This window comes from Acidovorax delafieldii (assembly GCF_007993815.1).
Lineage (GTDB): Bacteria > Pseudomonadota > Gammaproteobacteria > Burkholderiales > Burkholderiaceae_C > Acidovorax > Acidovorax delafieldii.
Map to the genome: position 1 here is coordinate 208,494 of NZ_VJWE01000016.1, position 19,382 is coordinate 227,875.

At 61.4% G+C, this 19,382-nt stretch carries 13 protein-coding genes; 9 read left to right on the forward strand and 4 right to left on the reverse strand.

Annotated elements, in window-relative coordinates:
- Window positions 1-3 precede the first annotated feature (3 nt).
- The 4 genes from ATF69_RS23435 to ATF69_RS18685 form a co-directional block, all read right to left on the reverse strand.
- Window positions 4-339 (reverse strand): HGGxSTG domain-containing protein, encoded by a 336-nt coding sequence (locus ATF69_RS23435; RefSeq protein WP_342212259.1) that lies wholly within the window; start codon window positions 337-339, stop codon window positions 4-6.
- Entirely contained in the window at window positions 299-1,714 is a 1,416-nt protein-coding gene (locus ATF69_RS23510; RefSeq protein WP_146871906.1) for a plasmid recombination protein, read from the reverse strand. Before ATF69_RS23510 ends, ATF69_RS23435 begins: the two co-directional genes overlap by 41 nt.
- A gap of 111 nt (window positions 1,715-1,825) precedes the next feature.
- A complete protein-coding gene (locus ATF69_RS18680; protein WP_146871907.1) occupies window positions 1,826-2,032 on the reverse strand; it encodes a DNA-binding protein in 207 nt (68 codons plus the stop codon).
- An 81-nt stretch (window positions 2,033-2,113) separates the two neighbouring features.
- The gene (locus tag ATF69_RS18685; protein WP_146871908.1) at window positions 2,114-2,797 is read right to left on the reverse strand and encodes a hypothetical protein; all 684 of its coding nucleotides are present in this window, start codon (window positions 2,795-2,797) and stop codon (window positions 2,114-2,116) included.
- A 715-nt stretch (window positions 2,798-3,512) separates the two neighbouring features.
- Between ATF69_RS18685 and ATF69_RS18690 the strand changes: the two genes are divergently transcribed.
- Genes ATF69_RS18690 through ATF69_RS18735 form a run of 9 tightly spaced genes read left to right on the forward strand, consistent with a single transcriptional unit; the run spans window position 3,513 to window position 19,374 of the window.
- Window positions 3,513-4,418: a BrxR family transcriptional regulator gene (locus tag ATF69_RS18690; RefSeq protein WP_146871909.1), complete on the forward strand. Its 906-nt coding sequence runs from the start codon at window positions 3,513-3,515 to the stop codon at window positions 4,416-4,418.
- Window position 4,419: 1 nt separating this feature from the next.
- Complete coding sequence (locus ATF69_RS18695) at window positions 4,420-6,498, forward strand: RecQ family ATP-dependent DNA helicase (protein ID WP_146871910.1); 2,079 nt, start codon at window positions 4,420-4,422, stop codon at window positions 6,496-6,498.
- Window positions 6,495-7,883 carry a DNA-processing protein DprA gene (locus ATF69_RS18700; RefSeq protein WP_146871911.1) on the forward strand — a complete coding sequence of 463 codons (1,389 nt, stop codon included), beginning with the start codon at window positions 6,495-6,497 and terminating at the stop codon, window positions 7,881-7,883. The genes ATF69_RS18695 and ATF69_RS18700 overlap by 4 nt, the downstream gene beginning before the upstream one ends.
- A gap of 57 nt (window positions 7,884-7,940) precedes the next feature.
- Window positions 7,941-10,682 carry a type I restriction-modification system subunit M gene (locus ATF69_RS18705; protein WP_244303763.1) on the forward strand — a complete coding sequence of 914 codons (2,742 nt, stop codon included), beginning with the start codon at window positions 7,941-7,943 and terminating at the stop codon, window positions 10,680-10,682.
- Window positions 10,675-11,994 carry a restriction endonuclease subunit S gene (locus ATF69_RS18715; protein WP_146871912.1) on the forward strand — a complete coding sequence of 440 codons (1,320 nt, stop codon included), beginning with the start codon at window positions 10,675-10,677 and terminating at the stop codon, window positions 11,992-11,994. Before ATF69_RS18705 ends, ATF69_RS18715 begins: the two co-directional genes overlap by 8 nt.
- Before the next feature lie 16 nt (window positions 11,995-12,010).
- Window positions 12,011-15,349, forward strand: a complete 3,339-nt coding sequence (locus ATF69_RS18720) for a type I restriction endonuclease subunit R (RefSeq protein WP_146871913.1) — start codon at window positions 12,011-12,013, stop codon at window positions 15,347-15,349.
- On the forward strand, window positions 15,346-16,041 hold the full coding sequence (locus tag ATF69_RS18725; RefSeq protein ID WP_146871914.1) for a M48 family metallopeptidase: 696 nt from the start codon (window positions 15,346-15,348) through the stop codon (window positions 16,039-16,041). The genes ATF69_RS18720 and ATF69_RS18725 overlap by 4 nt, the downstream gene beginning before the upstream one ends.
- Before the next feature lie 4 nt (window positions 16,042-16,045).
- Window positions 16,046-18,040 (forward strand): AAA family ATPase, encoded by a 1,995-nt coding sequence (locus ATF69_RS18730; RefSeq protein WP_146871915.1) that lies wholly within the window; start codon window positions 16,046-16,048, stop codon window positions 18,038-18,040.
- A complete protein-coding gene (locus ATF69_RS18735; RefSeq protein WP_146871916.1) occupies window positions 18,037-19,374 on the forward strand; it encodes an McrC family protein in 1,338 nt (445 codons plus the stop codon). Before ATF69_RS18730 ends, ATF69_RS18735 begins: the two co-directional genes overlap by 4 nt.
- Window positions 19,375-19,382 lie beyond the last annotated feature (8 nt).

The following is a 19,382-nucleotide window of genomic DNA, read 5'->3' on the forward strand; positions in this document are numbered from 1 at the left end:
TTCTCATGGGGTTCGCTTCGCCTTTGGGATCATTCCGTTTTGCGAGGATGTCTTCTTTCCTTCGAAACTTTTTGGTCCAGTGGAGCAACCTCCATGCAGTTTGCAACGCCCGCCCTTTAGCAAAGCGGTCTGCTTGCAAGCGGTTCCGGTGCGCGTCTTAGCTCCACAAGTGAGGCCTCGAAGTTCATCGGGAAAATCGGGCCTCTGAGGCGGCGGACGCGAATATCCGCACGCCCTCCAGGCTGCAAAAATTTCCTTGGTTGTTGCGTAGTGCGCTTTCAACAACCTGCGCTTCTGGTCATCGGTCATGGCAAAGACTCTCACGGAGCATCCGTGCATAGGGCGGGTTGGCGTGGTCAACGTTTAGCAGGTCACCATGCGGGTGTTGCCGGCCAAACCCGGAACACTCAGCTCTCGCAGTTTGGCATCGGTACGTCGACGGTTTGCATGGGGCTCTGGGTTGAGGCCACCGCCAAGCGCGCTGTACTTGCCTCTTGTGCGTCGCTTGATCATGGCAACTGATGTCTTGGCCGGCGCCCGTTACCTCAGCTCGCGCTAGCCGAATTGACCCGAGGATCTGTCGTTGCCGGATTGCATGTATTGCCCACGTGCGGATGGGAGACCCACCGGCGACCTCCTGCGCGACGCCGCGCCTTCGTGATTGCACGCACTCTAGGCCGGGCTCCTGCAACGCGAACCCTACAGAGCATAGGGTTCGCGTCTGCATATCACTGGCGATTCCTGCGGCCTCGACGGTGGGAAGCGACAAGCCCGCCCTTGTAGTGCCTGTCGCTACGGCGGTAGATTGCGCTGCTGCAGAAACAATGCAACGAAGAGGTGAGACTCGGTGAGCCTGCAGATACTCCTTGCTTAGGCGGTAGCGCTCGGCCGTTGCGCCGCGCATGTTGGGTACTGGGCGTGTGAATATCTCAGCCATCGTCGACTGGCGCTTGGCTCGGTGCACACGCTTGGTTTGCAGTGGCGAGCACGAATCCACTTTTGCTCCCAGTGGTGCGGGGGCAGTTGTGGGGCAGCCCAGCATTTGAAAGAACGGCTCTGGATTGTCCTCAATACAGGCTCGAAGCATTGGTGCCACCGCGCTCTCCCACATCGGATCGCGGATACGCTGCAGATACGCTACTGTTTCGCGTGCCATTTGATCTGGCGGTACCGCGTGTTCGGTATCCAAGCCGAGCTGCTTCCACGCTGGCTGTATGGCCTGCTCGAAGCTTCGCAGCAATGCGCCAATGTGATGGGGGCCACCTAGCAGATCAGAGCCTCGCATGTGCCCATCAACCAGAGGGACTAGCAGCACATGCATGTGCTGCGCACTCTCGTCGTTGTGGACGATGGCACTCAAAATGTTCTCTTGGCCGAATTTCTGACGCAGCCAGGCAATAGCTGCGGTGAAGTACTGGCCGTCTGCGTCGTAGCTCCCCACCGGGAGACTGATCACGCATTCGATCAGCTTCACGGCGTCTACCCTCAGCCTGCCTATGCCGGCAGCTATCAGCATTGCCTTGTAGGCTTCATTGACGGCATTTGCCGTCAGTCCGCCCAACATTACTTTATTTGTGTCCTGTTTTCCGGCCGTAATGTTGGGGGTAAGTGGGAGCTCCCGCAAATTGTGCCGAGCAGCCGCAAGCACGCGGCCCGTGCCCTTCAATTTCTTGAACCGCACAAAGACTCCGGCTCTGACCGTGCTCACAGCCATGTCAATCGGGGGGAGGGTGCAGTGGCTTAGAAGCAGCAAGGGCTCAGTGGCAAACTGAGCCCTTACGCAATAAGCAAAGTGATGATCTGGGATTGCCCGGTACGCGTATGTTTACGCGCCCAGGAGATGGCGCAGATCAGCGACCGCCCAGGCGAGGCGCTTATGAATGCGGGCTGGACGCAGGGGGCCGTTTTCCTTGCAGGCCCACAGGCGCAGTGTCTGCTCGGAGCGATTCAGATGAAACGCTGCTTCGGCGGTGGGAAGATGCGAACGGGTTTCTTCGCAAAGACGTTTGGTTGCGTAGGGCAGGGAGGCCATCGGTGTACTCCGGTGAATTGATTGGCGTTGATGGCCTAACTCTCCCCGCGAGCGCGAGCACTAACCCCCTTCATGCCCGTCTTATTGTTGCGATCCCTTTGCTTGATTGATGGTCGCACCTCTGAGTTTTCGGCGGATAGTGCTGGCGTCAACCCCGTAGCGTCGAGCCAGAATTCCGGCGGTTTCTTTGAACTCCTTGCCTGAGTCCAGCAAGCCTTGGCGCTCCTGCAATAGTTTCGCAAGCTGCGGCACGGTGGAATTTTTTTGCCGCTCACGAGCGGATTTCACTCCCCCGACACTGGCGCCTCGCTTGATGCGAGCTTCTTTGTCCTTGAGCCCCCGAATCAACGGACTCAGGATTTTTGCAGTGGTTGCGATTGCTGAATCGCGCGCAATGAAATTCACTAGAGTCATCCACTGGTCTATCGGGCAGATAGAAAGCGCGAAATCTAAGAGTGTCTGGCGGTCGGGGCACCCGCTCCGTCGCGCGGCCTCATCTGCACATTGGTCCATGGTCAGCAAGGCGGGCCATGGCAGGTAGTCCGCTAACGCTCGGTGTTGATGGCGCTGAGCCACAGTTTGGAGGCCACGCGGAGGTGTTGGAATGCGAGTGCCCCATCTCGCGTCGTTGCGAAGTGAAGCGCGCTTTTCTTCCGTCGCGCCTGCGATGGCAAGCAACATGCCGAGTTCTGTCGAATCGGTAGGCGCGAAGTCAGCGGGATTGAGCTTAGTCGTAGTTGCGCTGGTAAGTGTCGCCAGATTCACGAGAATTCTCCCTTGAGATCATTATGTTTAGGTGAGCGTCTTAGGACTTGAGCTGCTTGGCCAGACCTTCCGGATGGGAGACCCAGCGCAACATCCCCGTGTCCAACCCTGCAACTACTTGGGCGGCGGGCCGGGTGACGAGGTCCCCCTGCTTACGCCGCTCCGGCACATCGGAGCCGCTCCAACTGATGACCAGGCCATTCTCCCAGTAGGACAGATAGTTCTCGCCCCGGTCGCCGACAAAGCATTTATGCGCGTACTCCCAGATGTTCTCACGCTTGCAGACCCGTGCTCAGTGCGAGCCAGCCGCCCCAGTCGGGCATTGCCGGGCTCCAACAGCTCGGCAACCGATCAAATGCGGGCTCGACCCGATGCCATTGTTCCTCCCCCCGCTACGCTGCTGCAGACCGCGCAGCATCACGGCCAGCGCAGTTTCACGTTTTCGAGCAGGGCTGTTTGTAGATCGGCCGCTGGAAAGGGGGTGCGATCTCCAGCAAACCGCGCCGTGTCAGCGTTTCTGACTGAGGCAAAGCTCTGCAAAAGTCGGCATGGCGTCCACTGTAGGTGGCAGTCCTTTTCGCGCTGCGCCGCATATGGTCGTCACAATGCGACGAATACGAAAATCAAAATAGAGTCATGGAGAGATTCCAAGGCAGGCAATATACTTTCCGTAACAAACCGCACAGCATTCGCTAACCCGAACTAGCCAGCCGCGATGTCGAACGAACGACTTGAAAATCTAACCCAGCCGCAGCGCGACCGCATCGCGTTCGTGGAGTTGCGCGTACGCTTCATCGGGGAGATCCGTCGCCAGGACCTGGTTGCGCGCTTTGGCATCCAGTCGGCAGCGGCCAGCCGGGATCTGGCGCTCTACAAAGAGCTGGCCCCGGGCAACATCGACTACGACTCAAAAGCCAAGACCTACATCTTGGGACCGGACTTCCGGGCGGTCTTCGACTTCCCCCCTGAGCGGGTGCTGTCCTGGTTGACCCAAGGCTTCGGGGATGGCGAGCCGATGCGGCTCAAGGCCTGGGTGGCCTGCGAGAGCCCTTCGCGGCTGACCCACCCGGACCTCGACGTGCTGGCCAGCGTGACCCGGGCAATCCACCAGGAATGCCCGCTGGCGATCGAGTACCACTCCGTCTCAAACGGCCAGGCCGAACGCCAGATCGTGCCGTTTGCGCTGATCGACAACGGCCTGCGGTGGCACGTCCGGGCCTTCGACCGGAGGTCGCAGGAGTTCCGGGATTTCGTGATCACGCGGATCAGGAATCCCCGGGTCTTGAAGGGAGAAAAGCCCGAAGCACACGAGGCCAGCGATCAGGACATCCAGTGGACGCGCATCGTGGAGCTAGAGCTTGTCCCGCATCCGGACCAACCACGTCCGGAGATCACGGTGATGGACTACGGGATGCAGGACGGGGCGCTGCGCATGAAGCTGCGTGCGGCGACAGCCGGCTACATCCTGCGCAAGTGGAGCGTGGACTGCTCGCCTGACCACAGCCTGCGTGGCAATGAGTTCCGGCTGTGGCTGAAGGACCCGCTGGCCCTCTATGGCGTCAAGAACGCCCTGTTGGCCCCGGGCTACCGCTCTCCTGACAAGAACAAGGGAGAGCCATGACATGACCTACAACCCGCAACGCGCCCTGGAGCTGCTCCAGATCGGCTCTGGCCGCGCTGACGCCACATTCCGTGAAGGCCAAGAAGACGCGATTCGCCACATCGTCGACGGGCGAGGCCGTTTGCTGGTCGTTCAGAAGACCGGATGGGGAAAGAGCTTCGTCTACTTCATCGCGACGAAGCTGCTGCGCGACGGCGGCAACGGCCCCGCACTGCTGATCTCCCCGCTGCTGGCGCTGATGCGGAACCAGATTGCCGCCGCAGAGCGCATGGGCGTTCGCGCCGCCACGATCAACTCCGACAACGTCGACGACTGGACCCAAGTCGAGGCCACCCTTGCGCGTGGGGAAGTCGACATCCTCTTGATCTCACCCGAGCGCCTGGCGAACGAGCGCTTCCGTACGCAGGTGCTGGCTGGGATCGCCGCACAAATCTCGATGCTGGTCATCGACGAAGCGCACTGCATCTCCGACTGGGGCCACGACTTCCGCCCTCACTACCGCCTGCTGGAGCGGATCGTCAAGACGCTACCGCCGAACCTGCGGCTGCTGGCCACCACGGCAACGGCGAACAACCGCGTGATGGAGGACCTTGCTGCCGTGCTCGGTCCGAAGCTCGAAGTCTCCCGCGGCGACTTGAATCGGACCTCGCTGTCCCTGCAAACGATTCGCTTGCCCAGCCAGGCCGAACGTCTGGCTTGGCTAGCTCAGCAACTGGCCGTGCTGCAGGGCCACGGCATCATCTACACGCTCACCGTGCGCGACGCCAACCAGGTCGCCGACTGGCTCAAGACCCGGGGCTTCAACGTCGAGGCCTACACGGGCGAAACGGGCGACCGGCGGGAAGCGCTGGAACAGGCGCTACTCAACAACGAGGTCAAGGCGCTGGTCGCGACGACGGCCCTGGGCATGGGCTACGACAAGCCCGATCTGGCCTTCGTCATCCACTATCAGATGCCGGGCTCGGTCGTCGCCTACTACCAGCAAGTGGGCCGTGCCGGGCGTGCGCTGGACTCCGCCTACGGCGTGCTGCTCAGCGGCCAAGAAGAGTCGGACATCACCGACTGGTTCATCCGAAGCGCGTTCCCGACCCGGCAGGAAGTCGCCGACGTCCTGGGCGCACTGGAGGAAGAAGAGAACGGCCTGTCCGTCCCCGAGCTGCTGAGTCGCGTCAACCTGAGCAAGGGCCGGGTCGACAAGACGATCGCGCTGCTCTCCCTCGAGGCCCCAGCACCCATCGCCAAGCAAGGCACCAAGTGGCAGCTCACCGCCGCCACCCTGAGCGAGGCCTTCTGGGAGCGAGCCGAGCGACTCACGGCCCTCCGGCGTGACGAGCACCAGCAGATGCAGGACTACGTCAGTCTGCCCTTCGGTGACCACATGGGCTTTCTGATCCGCGCGCTCGACGGCGACCCGAGTGTTGTCACGCGGCCTGCGCTGCCCCCGTTGCCAACGGATGTGGATGAGGTGCTTGTTCGGGACGCCATCGAATTCCTGCGCCGAACCAGCCTGCCCATCGAACCCCGCAAGAAGTGGCCTGATGGGGGCATGCCTCAGTACGGCGTCAAAGGCTTCATTGCGCCTGGGCATCAGGCGCAGCCCGGCAAGGCCCTCTGCGTCTGGGGTGACGCCGGGTGGGGCGGCCTGGTCCGGCGAGGCAAGTACCACGACCGCAGGTTTGCCGACGACCTGGTTGGGGCGTGCGTCAAGATGGTTCGCGAATGGAACCCCCAGCCCAAGCCGACCTGGGTGACCTGCGTTCCCTCGCTGCGTCATCCAGACCTCGTCCCCGACTTTGCGAAGCGCTTGGCTGCGGCTCTGGGTCTGCCGTTTCATATGGTCATCGCGAAAACTGACGACAGGCCCGAACAGAAGACGATGGCAAACAGCACACAGCAGGCGCGCAACATCGATGGCTCGCTGGCACTCAACGGTCAGCCGGTGCCCCACGGGCCGGTGATCCTGGTCGATGACATGGTGGATTCACGCTGGACGCTGACCGTGGCCGCGTGGCTGCTGCGCAAGAGCGGAAGCGGCGACGTCTACCCCATGGCGCTCTCTCAAACGGGACACGACGAATGACGCCCGCCCTGTCCCCCAACACCCAGGCGATCCTGCTGCTGACGGCGCCGCTGATCGCTGGGCGCGGCACGTCTTCCTCGGATCTGCTGTCCCCGGGCGAGTACAAGCGTCTTGCCCGCCACCTGCGGGAGATCCAACGCCAGCCCGCGGATCTTGTGTCGCCCGATGCGGCCGATCTCATGCGGGCCTGTCAGCCGGTGATCGATGAAGCCCGACTGCAACGCCTCCTGGGACGAGGCTTCCTTCTGAGCCAAGTCATCGAACGCTGGCAAGCGCGCGCCATCTGGGTGGTCAGCCGCGCGGATGCCGAGTACCCCCGCCGCCTGAAGGTGCGCCTGCGCGAAGACGCCCCGGCGGTCCTCTACGGTTGCGGCGACATAGCCTTGCTGGAGTCGGGCGGCCTCGCCGTGGTCGGCTCTCGACATGTGGACGACTCGTTGATCGACTACACGATGGCGGTAGGTCGGCTGGCAGCTAGGGCTGGAAGAACGCTCGTATCCGGCGGCGCCAAGGGCATCGACCAAGCCGCCATGCGCGGTGCGCTTGAAGCGGGCGGCAAGGTCAGCGGCGTGCTCGCGGACAGTCTGGAGAAGACGACCATGAACCGCGAGCACCGCAATCTGCTGCTCGATGGCCAGCTGGTCCTGATATCGCCCTACGACCCGAGCGCGGGGTTCAACGTCGGCAACGCCATGCAACGCAACAAGCTGATCTACGCGCTGGCCGATGCCTCACTGGTTGTCAGCTCCGATCTGAACAAGGGCGGCACCTGGACGGGTGCCGTCGAGCAACTGGACAAGCTCAAGTTCGTGCCCGTGTACGTTCGCTCCACGGGAGGTTCGACGCCTGGACTCGACGCCCTACGCAGCAAGGGAGCGCTCCCCTGGCCGAATCCGCAAGACGCCGATGCGTTTGAAGCCGTGTTTGAGGCCGCTGCGCCCACGCCGGTGCCATCTCCGCAGTCAGGCCTAGAACTGTTTTCCGAAGACGGACCGTCGGGCGTTGCACCCACGACGCTCTCGGTCCCGGAGACAACACTGGCGATCGATGCACCAAACGAGCCAGTGCCGCCATCCGCCGCTGCACCCATCGGCGAACCGCATGAGCCGACGCCAGAGCCCGCTCCATTGGCTGCACTGACACCCGAGGCCAAACCGGTTCCGACGACAGCATCCACACCCGCAGACACGCTGTTTGCGGCAGTCCGGGGAGTGATTCAGGAGCTGCTGAAGACCCCAATGAAGGACGCCGAGGTTGCCGCTGAGCTGGACGTATCCAACGCGCAAGCCAAGGCGTGGTTGCAGCGCCTAGTCGACGAAGGCGTGATCGAGAAGCAGAAAAAGCCAGCGGGCTACATCGTCAAGCAGTCCAGCCTCTTCGAGTAAGCGACGACTGCAAGCCCCAGCAAAGATTGATTGAACGAACAAGACCGGACTTCCCACATGCCCTTAACCCTGCCACAGCTGGAACGCCACCTCTTCAAAGCAGCCGACATCCTGCGCGGCAAGATGGACGCATCCGAGTTCAAGGAATACATCTTCGGGATGCTGTTCCTCAAGCGCTGCTCCGACGTGTTCGACCAGCACCGCGAGAAGATCATCAAGGAGGAACTGGCGGCGGGATTGAGCGAGGCGGAGGCCATCGAGAGCGCCAACCAGAAAGACTGGTACATGGACGAAGGCTCCTTCTGGGTGCCACCCCAGTCGCGCTACGAGTACCTGCTCAACGAGGCCCACCAGAACATCGGTGACTTCCTGAACAAGGCGCTTGCTGGTCTGGAGACAGGCAACACCAGTCTCTACGACGTGCTGGAGCACATCAACTTCACCCGCAAGGTCGGCCAGAGCAAGATACCCGACATCAAGCTGCGCTCGCTGATCAACCATTTCAGCCTGCACCGCCTGCGCAACGAAGACTTTGAGTTCCCGGATCTGCTGGGCGCTGCGTACGAGTACCTGATCGGCGACTTTGCCGACTCCGCCGGCAAGAAAGGCGGCGAGTTCTACACGCCACGCTCTGTCGTTCGGATGATGGTTCGCCTGATCAAACCGGAGCTGCAGCACCACATCTACGACCCCTGCTGTGGCTCGGGCGGGATGCTGATCTCCGCCAAGGAGTACATCGACGAGCAAGGTCAGGAGGGGCGAAAGGCCAACCTCTACGGGCAAGAGGCCAACGGCACTGTGTGGTCCATCGCCAAGATGAACATGCTGCTGCACGGCATCAGCACCGCTGACCTGCACAACGAAGACACCCTGGCCAAGCCGCAGCACGTCAAGGGCGGAGAGCTGCGCCGCTTTGACCGCATCCTCACAAATCCACCGTTCTCCCTTCCCTGGGGCACGACCGACAAAGACCAGAGCGGCCAGTCCGCCTGGGCACCGGAGTTCCGCGCCGAGCGCTTCAACTATGGCGAGGTGCCGCTGGGGGCCAAGAAGGCCGACCTGATGTTCCTGCAGCACATGGTCGCAGTGCTGGCCGATGGCGGACAGATTGCGACCGTTATGCCGCACGGGGTGCTGTTCCGGGGCGGCGAGGAGCGAACCATCCGCGCCGGCATGATTGATGACGATCTGCTCGAAGCCGTCATCGGCGTGGCGCCCAACCTGTTCTATGGCACGGGCATTCCGGCGTGCATCCTGGTGCTGCGACAGCGCGTGCAAAGTGGCGCTGAGCGAGTCAGCGGCAAACCCAAAGAGCGCCAGGGCAAGGTGCTGTTCATCAACGCCGACCGCGAGTACTTCGAGGGTCGGGCGCAGAACTTCCTGATGCCCGAGCACATCGAGAAGATCGTCACCACCTTTGAGGCGTTCAAAGAGGAGCCGGGGTTCTCGGCGATTGTGGACATCACCACGCTCAACGCCAACGGCTACAACCTCAACATCCGCCGTTATGCCGACAACGCCCCGCCGCCTGAGCCGCATGACGTGCGCGCACATCTGGTGGGCGGCGTCCCCAAGGCTGAGGTGTCACACCCTGCGAAGAAGACCCTGTTCGACGCGCACGGCCTGAACCCGATGGACATCTTCGTCGAGCGAGACGGCACCTACTACGACTTCAAGCCGAGCTTCACCGCAAAGACCGAGCTCAAACCCGCCATCGAGTCCAACGCGGGACTGCAGGCCAAGGAAGAAGCGATCCGCGCCGCCTTCGAAGCCTGGTGGACAGCCCATAGCCAGCGCATCACCGATCTGGCGGGGGCACAGAGCTTTGTGGCCCTGCGCAATGAGCTGTTGGCCAGCTTCAGCGGTTCACTGGAGCAGATTGGCCTTCTCGACCCCTTCCAAGTGCGTGGCATCGTGGCCGGCTTCTGGAACCAGACCAAGTACGACTTCCTCACCCTGATGGCGCGCGGCTCACACGGCGTGGTCGATGCCTGGCGCACCAGCATCGTCACCGCGCTCGAAGACAAGGCCAAGAAGGAAAGCCCCCTGGAACACAAGCTGGTCAAGTTCCTGATGGGCAACTTCGTCGATGAGATCGAGGAACTGGAAGCCAAGAAGGTCGAGCTCGAGGCCCAGATCAAGGCCAGCGACGCGAGCGAAGAGGAAGGCGGCGAAGACGTTGAAGCCGTTGAGGCCGAGGACGACGATGCCGTTGATGAGGCTCAGCTCAAGACCAAGAAGAAGGACCTGGAGGCCAAGATCAAGGAGATCGCCCGGGTCATGAAGGCGATCGAGAAAGACAAGAAGGCCAGCGCCAGCGCCCTGAAGAAGCTCGACAAGCCCAAGACCCAGCAGGCCAACGCTGCCGAAATTGCCACCTTACAGGCCGAGATTGCTGCGCAGGACGCCTTATTGCTCGTTCAGGCTCAGAAGCAGCAAGCCATCGAGGCGACGCTGCAGCCCATCCTCGACCAGCTTGCGGTGTTCGACGAACTGCGCAACGCCCTCAAGGACGTGAAGAAGGAGCTGGCTGACCGCAAGAAGGTCTTTGCCGACCACCTCAACTTGGCGGTAGACGGCCTAGCGCCCGAGGAAGCCGCCAAGTTGCTGCTCACCATCCTGCACGACGACATGAAGCGGATCGTGGAGCGCTACGTCGCCGGCCAGCGTCAACTCATCGTGGCGGCCTTCGAAAACTGGTGGGACAAGTACAAGGTGACGCTGACCGAGATTGAGCGTGATCGCGATGCTGCAGCCAGCCAACTCCAGCAGTTCCTGAAGGGGCTCAAATATGTCTGAGACACCCAACGTCCCACCGCGCCACCAGTACGAAGCCTTCCTACGGCAGTTGCCTGCCGACTGGGAGCAGAAGGAAATCACCCAAGTCGGGGCCGTGGTGGGTGGTGGAACGCCATCGCGTGCGGTCCCCTCTTTCTGGCGGGGATCAATTCCCTGGGTCACGCCGGGTGAGGTCAGTGGCGAAGCGGCCAAGCTGCTTCACGACACCAACGAGCACATCAGCGCGTCGGGACTGGCAGGGAGCGGCGCGAATCTGCTGCCTACCGGATCGCTGCTGGTGACGACACGCGCGACGCTGGGCGCCCGAGTCATCAATGCGGTACCCATGGCGACAAACCAGGGCTTCAAGTCGATCGTTTTCAAGAAGCCTGAGGAAGCCAGCTACTACTACCACCTCTTCGAAAAGGTAAAGCCCGAGTTGGTACGTCGCGCGTCTGGAACGACATTCTTGGAAATCTCAAGCGCGGAGTTTGCCTCTATCAAGGTACCCAGCCCCTCGCCTTCCGAGAAGATGAAGATCGCCGAGTTGCTGGATACCCTCGACACTGCAATCCATCAGACCGAGGCTATTGTCAAGAAGCTGAAGCAGGTCAAACAGGGCTTGCTGCATGACCTGCTGACGCGCGGCTTGGACGCGAGTGGCGAATTGCGCCCAGACCGTTCAGAAGCGCCAGACCACTACCAGCCATCACCGATGGGGTGGGTACCGAAGGCATGGTCACTCGGGTCCGTAGGCGCCGAGTTTGATATTCAGCTTGGCAAGATGCTCGATGCGAAGAAGAACCTTGGGGTCTACAAGTCCTACATCGGCAATAAGGCAGTGCAGTGGGCAGGCATTGACATGAGTGCGGCGCAGTTGGTGAAGATGACGCGTTCGGACCTTGTTCGCTTTCGGCTTGCGAAAGGTGATCTCCTTGTTTGTGAAGGTGGAGAAGTCGGACGTGCTGCCATTTGGGAAGACCCGGTGGAAGAGTGCTACTGCCAAAAGGCATTGCACAGGCTTCGCCCATTGCGTGGCTACAGCTCACACTTGATGCTGGCCTTCCTTAGATATTGGACAAGCCGTGACATGCTGGCCAACTATGTTTCACAAACAAGCATTGCTCATTTAACTCAAGAGAAATTGGCTTCGGTGCCATTGCCTGTTCCAGATCCGGAGGAACAGTTTGCAGTGGCGGAAAGGTTGGTGGCTCAAGACGCCAAAGCCCGCTCGGAGGAGCAAAGGCTGGCCAAGTTGAAGGCGACAAAGGCCGGTCTTCTAGACGACCTCCTCACTGGCCGAATCCGCGTCACGCCCTTGTTGGCGCAATAGGCAGAGGGGCCAGACCATGGGATGGGAACTCAAAGACGTCGAAAAGCCGTTCGTCGTGCAACTGGAGGGCCTGGGCTGGACGCACATTGAGGGCAGCATCGACGAGCCCGCTGTCACGGGCCGCACGAGCTTCACGGAAGTGATCCAGGAAGACGTACTGCGCGCCAAGCTCACCGCGATCAATCTGCGCGAGGTGAACGGGTCACTCGTGCCCTGGCTGGACGAAGGACGCATCTCCGAGGCGGTTGCGGCGATCACGCGCATTGCACGGCCCAAGCTCATCGAAGCCAACCAGGCGGCAACGGAGTTGCTACTGCTGGGCATCACTGTCGACGGCCTACCAGGCTGGGATGGCGGGCGTGGCCAGACCATCCGCTTCATCGACTGGGACACGCCCGAGAACAACACCTTCACGGTCGTCAACCAGTACCGCGTGGATTGCCCGCCCGGCTACAACAGCGGCAAGGCCTTCATCGTGCCGGACCTGGTGCTGTTGGTGAACGGCATCCCGCTGGTGGTGGTGGAGTGCAAGAGCCCATCCGTCCCTGAGCCACTGAGTGAAGCCGTCGACCAGTTGCGTCGCTACAGCAACCAGCGGCACGCGAACTACGAGGTGGAAGACAACGAGGGCAACGAGCCGCTGTTTTTCACCAACCAGCTTCTGATTGCGTCGAGCTTCGACGAAGCGCGTGTGGGCACCATCGGCGGCCTGTTCGAGCACTTTGCCAGCTGGAAGACCGTGACCCCGGCGCGCGAAGAAGACGTTGCCGCCAGCCTGGGGGTTGCCGCACTGTCCGAACAGCAGCGATTGGTGGCGGGCATGCTCACCAAGGCGAACCTGCTGGACATCGTTCGTCACTTCACCCTGTTCATGCAGGCAGGCGGGCAGACCATCAAGGTGGCATGCCGCTATCAGCAGTTCCGCGCCGTGAACAAGGCGATTGAGCGCCTGCAGAGCGGCAAGACTCGCTTGCAGGATGGCGAGTACGACCGGCGCGGCGGTGTGATCTGGCACACCCAGGGTTCGGGCAAGTCGCTGACCATGGTGTTCTTGGTGCGCAAGCTGCGTACCAACGCCGCCCTGCGTCGCTTCAAGGTGGTGGTGGTCACCGACCGCAAAGACTTGCAGGACCAGCTCAGCGCAACGGCCACCCTGACCGGTGAGGTGGTGGAGGTGGCTACATCGACGGTGGCTGTGCAGAAGCTGGTGCGCCGCAAAGGCCCTGGGCTGCTGTTCGCCACGATTCAGAAGTACCGTGACCCGGATGCCGCCGGTGAGCCGGGCCTGACCGAGGACGATATCCCGGAGGGCTGGCAAAACGGGCAGATGGGCGTGAAGGAGCCTGCTGCGGCCACCTATGTTGCCAAGCCCGCGGCGAAGACCTTTGAGGTGTTGAACGAGGACGAGACCATCCTTGTGCTCGTCGATGAGGCGCACCGCACCCAGGCGGGTGACTTGCACGCCAACCTGCTGGCCGGGCTGCCCAACTGCGCGCGCATCGGCTTCACCGGCACACCGATCATCATGGGTGACAAGAAGCGCACCCACGAGATCTTCGGCGAGTTCATCGACCGCTACACGATCAAAGAGGCCGAGGAAGACGGCGCGACCGTGCCCGTGCTGTACGAGGGACGCACGGCGCAAGGTGCGGTCAAAGACGGCGCCAGCCTGGACGAGTTGTTCGAGGACTTGTTCCGCGATCGCAGTACCGAGGAACTGGAGGCGATCAAGCAGAAGTACGCCACCAAGGGGCCGATCTTCGACGCCCCGCTGCTGATCGCAGACAAGGCGCGCGACATGCTGCGCCACTATGTGACCAACATCCTGCCCAACGGCTACAAGGCGCAGGTGGTGGCCTACAGCCGCTTGGCGGCTGTGCGTTACGTGGCTGCGTTTGAAATCGCACGCGCCGAACTGCTGGCCGAGGCTGACGCGCTGCCGCCGGAAGACAAGGCGCTGGACGACGAGGCGCTGTGCCAGCGGCCGCCCAAGGTGCAGGCCATTGTGCAGGCCTGGCGCTACCGCGAGACGCTGAAGAACATCGAGTTCGCGGCAGTGATCTCCGGCAGCAACAACGACGATCCGGCCTGGAAACAATGGACGGACACGGCGGCCAACGAGACGAGGATCAAGCGCTTCAAGAAGCCGCTGTTCCACACCAAGCCAGAGAGGACCGACCCGCTGGCCTTCCTGGTCGTGAAGTCGATGCTGTTGACCGGCTTCGATGCACCGATTGAAGGCGTGATGTACCTCGACCGCCCGATCCGCGAGGCGGAGTTGCTGCAGGCCATTGCCCGCGTGAACCGCACAGGGTTCGGCAAGCGCTGCGGCATCGTGGTGGACTACTACGGCGTCGCCCAGCACCTGAAGGAAGCCCTGGCCGCATACGCCGACGAGGACATTCAGGGTGCCCTGCAGAGCTTGAAGGACGAAGTACCGGCCCTGCGCGATCGGCACAAGCGCGTGGTGGACCTGTTCCGCAGCCGCGACATCGAGTCACTGGATGACGTGGAGACCTGCGTTGAAGTGCTGGCTGACGAACGGCTGCGCGCGGAATTCACCGTTAAGCTCAAGCAGTTCCTCGGTTCGCTGGACATGGTGTTGCCGCGCCCGGAGGGCCTGCCCTTCTCCAAGGACGCCAAGACCCTCTCGTACATCTATGCCCGGGCGCGCAACCGCTACAAGGACACGCCGGTTCTGGGCAAAGACGTAGGCGCCAAGGTCCGCAAGCTGATCGACGACCATGTGATTTCGCTGGGTGTCGATCCCAAGATTCCGCCGATTGCACTGACCGACGCGGAGTTCGACACGCATCTGTCGCGCCAGGCGAACGACCGCGCCAAGGCGTCCGAGATGGAACACGCCATCCGCTCGCACATCCGCAAGCATCTGGATGAGGACCCGGTGCTGTTCCGAAAGCTCAGCGAGCGACTGAACGAGATCCTGAAGACGCTGGCGGACCAGTGGGATGACCTCATCGCAGCGCTGCAGAAGATCATCAGCGACATGCGAGCAGGCGCCTCCAGCGATGACGCTGGCCTCCCCGACATGCCAGAACACTACGTGCCGTTCCTGCGCATGCTGCTGGAGGCTGTGGTGGGCACCGAGCGCCCGAGTGACGAGCAGTTGCTGAAGATTCGCGACCTGACTGTGGAGCTGGTCGACATGATTGCCGGCGAACTGACCGACACCTTCTGGGAGCCACACAAGCGCCCGGCACAAGACGCCCTAGGGGCACGCATCTTCAGAACGCTGCGCACATCCCGCCTGGTTGCACCCGGTGATGTGTCAGCCCTGAAAGATCGCCTGCTCGAACTCGCCCGCGCCAACCATGAGAGGTTGACCAAGGCATGAGCGTGCTGACCGTAGACGATCTCTCCTTCGAACTGAAGCCGAGCACCCGGCGCCGGACCCTGCAGATCACCGTGGATCGCAGCGGTGAGTTGGTGCTGTCGGCACCGCCCGATGTCGAAGAGGAGCGCCTGCGCGAATTCGTTCTGGAAAAACGCTTCTGGATCTACACCAAGCTGGCCGAGAAGGATCGCCTGCAGAAGGCCGTGCCGACCAAGAGCTATGTCGATGGCGAGGGCTTTCCATACCTAGGTCGCAGCTACCGGCTGCGCTTGGTGGATGAGCAGGACGCCGCTTTGAAGCTGCTCAACGGGCGTTTCATGTTGCGCCGCGACTCGGTCGATACCGCCCGGGGTCATTTGATTCAGTGGTACAGCGCCCGGGCCAAGGTATGGCTGTGGGACAAGGTGCAGGACTACGTGGCGCGCATGGAGGTCCAGCCCGTCGGCTTGAAAGTGCAGGACCTGGGGTACCGCTGGGGTTCATGCGGCAAAGGCGACTGGCTGTACTTCCACTGGAAGACCATCCTGCTGCCGCCACGCATTGCCGAGTACGTGGTAGTGCATGAGCTGGCACATCTGCATCAACCGCATCACACGCCGGACTTCTGGCAGAGAGTCGAGCGAGCACTGCCTGACTTCGAACGGCGAAAGATCTGGTTGGCCGAGCACGGCATGGACGTTGAAGGAATTTGAAACGATGGCACAGAACTACTTCAGCAACGACCATTTCAAGCTGTTGAACAAGTGGAAAGGGACGGTCTACGACAAGACCAACCCGGAGCAACAGCGCGTCTATGAGGAGCTGGGCCAAGCCTACGACGTCACCAAGCATTGGGCCGAGGCGCTGCAGCAGCAACTGTTCAAGGACGGCAAGACCAAGACCGTCCGGAAGCCGACCGACCAGTGGCAGAAGAAATTCACCCACTACAACTGGGCTCGGATTTACCCGGCACAGAACGCACCAGATGGCCTGGCCTATACCGTTGGCATCGACGCCGAGCTTGGGTTCGTCGTCAAGATCGACCTCGTGGATATCAAGGTCAACGACCCGGCGCTGCGGAAGAAGTACGAGCAGATCCGAGGACCATTGACATCCTCGCCCATCGTGGCCATCAAGTCCGCTGCCGACGGGCTTGCACTGGACTTCACCGCGCTGGTCGACTGGAGCGTCGAATCGATCAAGAACTTCAAACTGACCTACGACGACGTCGCAGACCAGCTGGGGCTTTCGGCGGGGCAAGACGAGGCGTCATTGCTGCACCACTTCCAAGGGCACGAGGACTTCGTTGAACGGCAGCCGCTGTGGACCAGCACCACGACCGAGCTTTTCGGCCGACTTGCCCGTGCAGTGAACGAAATGGGGTTGGACTGGTGGTTCACCCGGGCCACCAACAGCCAGCTGCGCTTCGGACGCAAGGAAAAGGGTGTAGTGAAAGGCGGTCCCGTCGGATGGCTGTTCTTGCGCAAGGATGGCATCCGAGTCAGTTGGTCCGCCTTTGCCGGGTTGGATGAGCTTGAGCCCACTGATCTCACGAGCGAGCTTGTCCAAATCTTCGAAGCCGCCGACAAGGACGAAGGCAGTTGGCCAGCCAAGCTTGGGGCGCGCTCCGGACGCAACGGCTACTGGCCCGACGACTACGACATTGAGGACGAGCCCAAGAGCGACAAGCCGCCCAAAAATGTCATCTACTACGGCCCGCCCGGCACCGGCAAGACGTTCGACTTGCAGGCCCTGCTCGTGTCTGATTACACCGATGCCGAGTACGGCGAGCGCTACGAGTTCGTCACCTTCCACCAGTCCTATGGGTATGAAGAGTTCGTGGAGGGCCTACGCCCCGTCATCGCCAAGCGGGGCAAGAAGCGTGCGGCGGACAGCGAGACAGCCTCCGCGTCGAATGGGGAGGTGCGCTACGAGATCACACCAGGTGCCTTCTTGAGGCTGTGTGACCGGGCACGAAAGAACCCGTCAAGGCAGTACGCGATGGTGATCGATGAGATCAATCGCGGGAACATCAGCAAGATCTTCGGCGAGCTCATCACACTCGTAGAGGTCGACAAGCGCGATGGAGCGAAGTATCCCGTCGCCGTGACATTGCCTTACTCCGCAGAGAGCTTCAGCGTGCCGTCGAACGTTGATGTGATCGGGACGATGAACACGGCAGACCGCTCGCTGGCACTGGTCGACACCGCACTTCGCCGCCGCTTCGAGTTCATCGAGTCGATGCCCAAGCCCTCGGTTTTGGCTGGCACCATCGTTTCCCATAACGGCGTGGACATCGACATCGAGCAGCTGCTGACCATGCTGAACAAGCGGATCGAGGCTCTGTACGACCGCGACCACATGGTGGGACATGCCTACTTCACACGCCTCAAAGACCTGAAGGAGGCGGATCGGTTCAGCGAGCTGAAGACCGTGTTCAGGAACAAGATCATTCCGCTCCTGGAGGAGTACTTCTTCGAGGACTGGCAGAAGATTCGACTGGTTCTGGGCGATAACCAGAAGGCAAAGCAGGACCACCAATTCGTGCATGAAATCGGCCGCGAGGAGGACCTGCTGGCTCTCTTCGGCCGCGAGCACGAGCTGGACCAGTACGCGATTCGTTCTCGCTACCAGTTGAACGCAGGCGCGCTCGATCAGCCGGACGCCTACGTCGGCATCTATGCGCCCAAACCTGCCGTGACCGCCGGATGAATTCCCTGACGATCTTTGAGTTCGACAAGGTCGTCGAAGCAAAGGCCGGAGCGGTCGGACTTGCTGTGCCCAGACGTGTCTTCGCCTGGCTGGACATGCAGTCCCTGCGAAATGATGACGATGCCCCTGGTTGGCTCAAGCCGACTCACCTGAGCGGCCAGCGGGCCATTCAGGTCACCAGCTATGTGGGCGTCATTCGCGCCCCATGCGGATTTCAGATCGAGGTACTGCCAAAGACTGGGAGGAATACGTCACCTGAGGAAGCACGCGCGCTCCTCATCGAGATGTTGAAGTGCCTGGCCGGGTTTCGGCACATCAAGACAGCCAACGCGGACTTGGTCGCTGAGCGCATGCCCCTCCTGGAGATCTTCATCCAGCAGTTCCTGTTGGCCGTCGGTTCGCTCGTCAAGCGCGGACTGCGCAGTGACTATGTCGCGCGACAGGACAACCTCTTTGCACTTCGTGGGCGGTTGTTGGTGGCACGGCAGATCTCCCTGAATCTGGTCAGGCGTGACCGGTTCTTTACCGAGCATGACGAGTTTTCGCAGAACCGTGCAGAGAACCGCCTGATTCACACGGCGCTTCGCCATGTTCTGGCCCTGTGCCGATCGCAGGAAAGCCAGCGTGTCGCACGCGAACTCAGCTTTGTCTTTTCAGATGTTCCGCCGTCAGTCGATGTTGCCCAAGACATTCAGCGAATCAGGCTGGATCGAGGCATGGGCTACTACGAGTCTGCACTGGACTGGGCCAAGCTGATCCTGCAGGGTCTCAGCCCCATCTCTGGGATGGGAAGTCACCATGCCCCGTCGCTGTTGTTTCCGATGGAAGCAGTGTTCGAGGCCTATGTCGAGAAGCACTTGGCAAGGCAGTTGCGCGCTGACTTCGTCCTGAAGGCACAGGCAAGCAGCCAGCACCTCGTTGCGCACGATGACCAGCGATGGTTCCGCTTGAAGCCCGACCTGTTGGTAAAGCAGAAGCAAACCACGCGCTTGGTCCTGGATACGAAGTGGAAGCTGCTGGATGCGGCAAAGAAGAACGGGCGCGAGAAATACCAACTCAGCCAGGCCGACTTCTATCAGCTGTACGTCTACGGTCACCACTACCTAGACGGCACCGGGGACATCGTATTGATCTATCCAAAGACGGACACCTTCACAGAGCCGTTGCCAGTCTTTGACTTTCCGAAGGCCATCGGGATGCGCCTTTGGGTGCTGCCGTTTTGCCTCAAGGAGCGTCGTCTGAAGTTGCCAGCTTCCCTGCAACTTCGGTCGGTCTTCGTCGGGGAGAGCAGCAAAGCATCGCAGGCCGAAGACTTCAATGCGGTACCGGCGTGACGGGAATG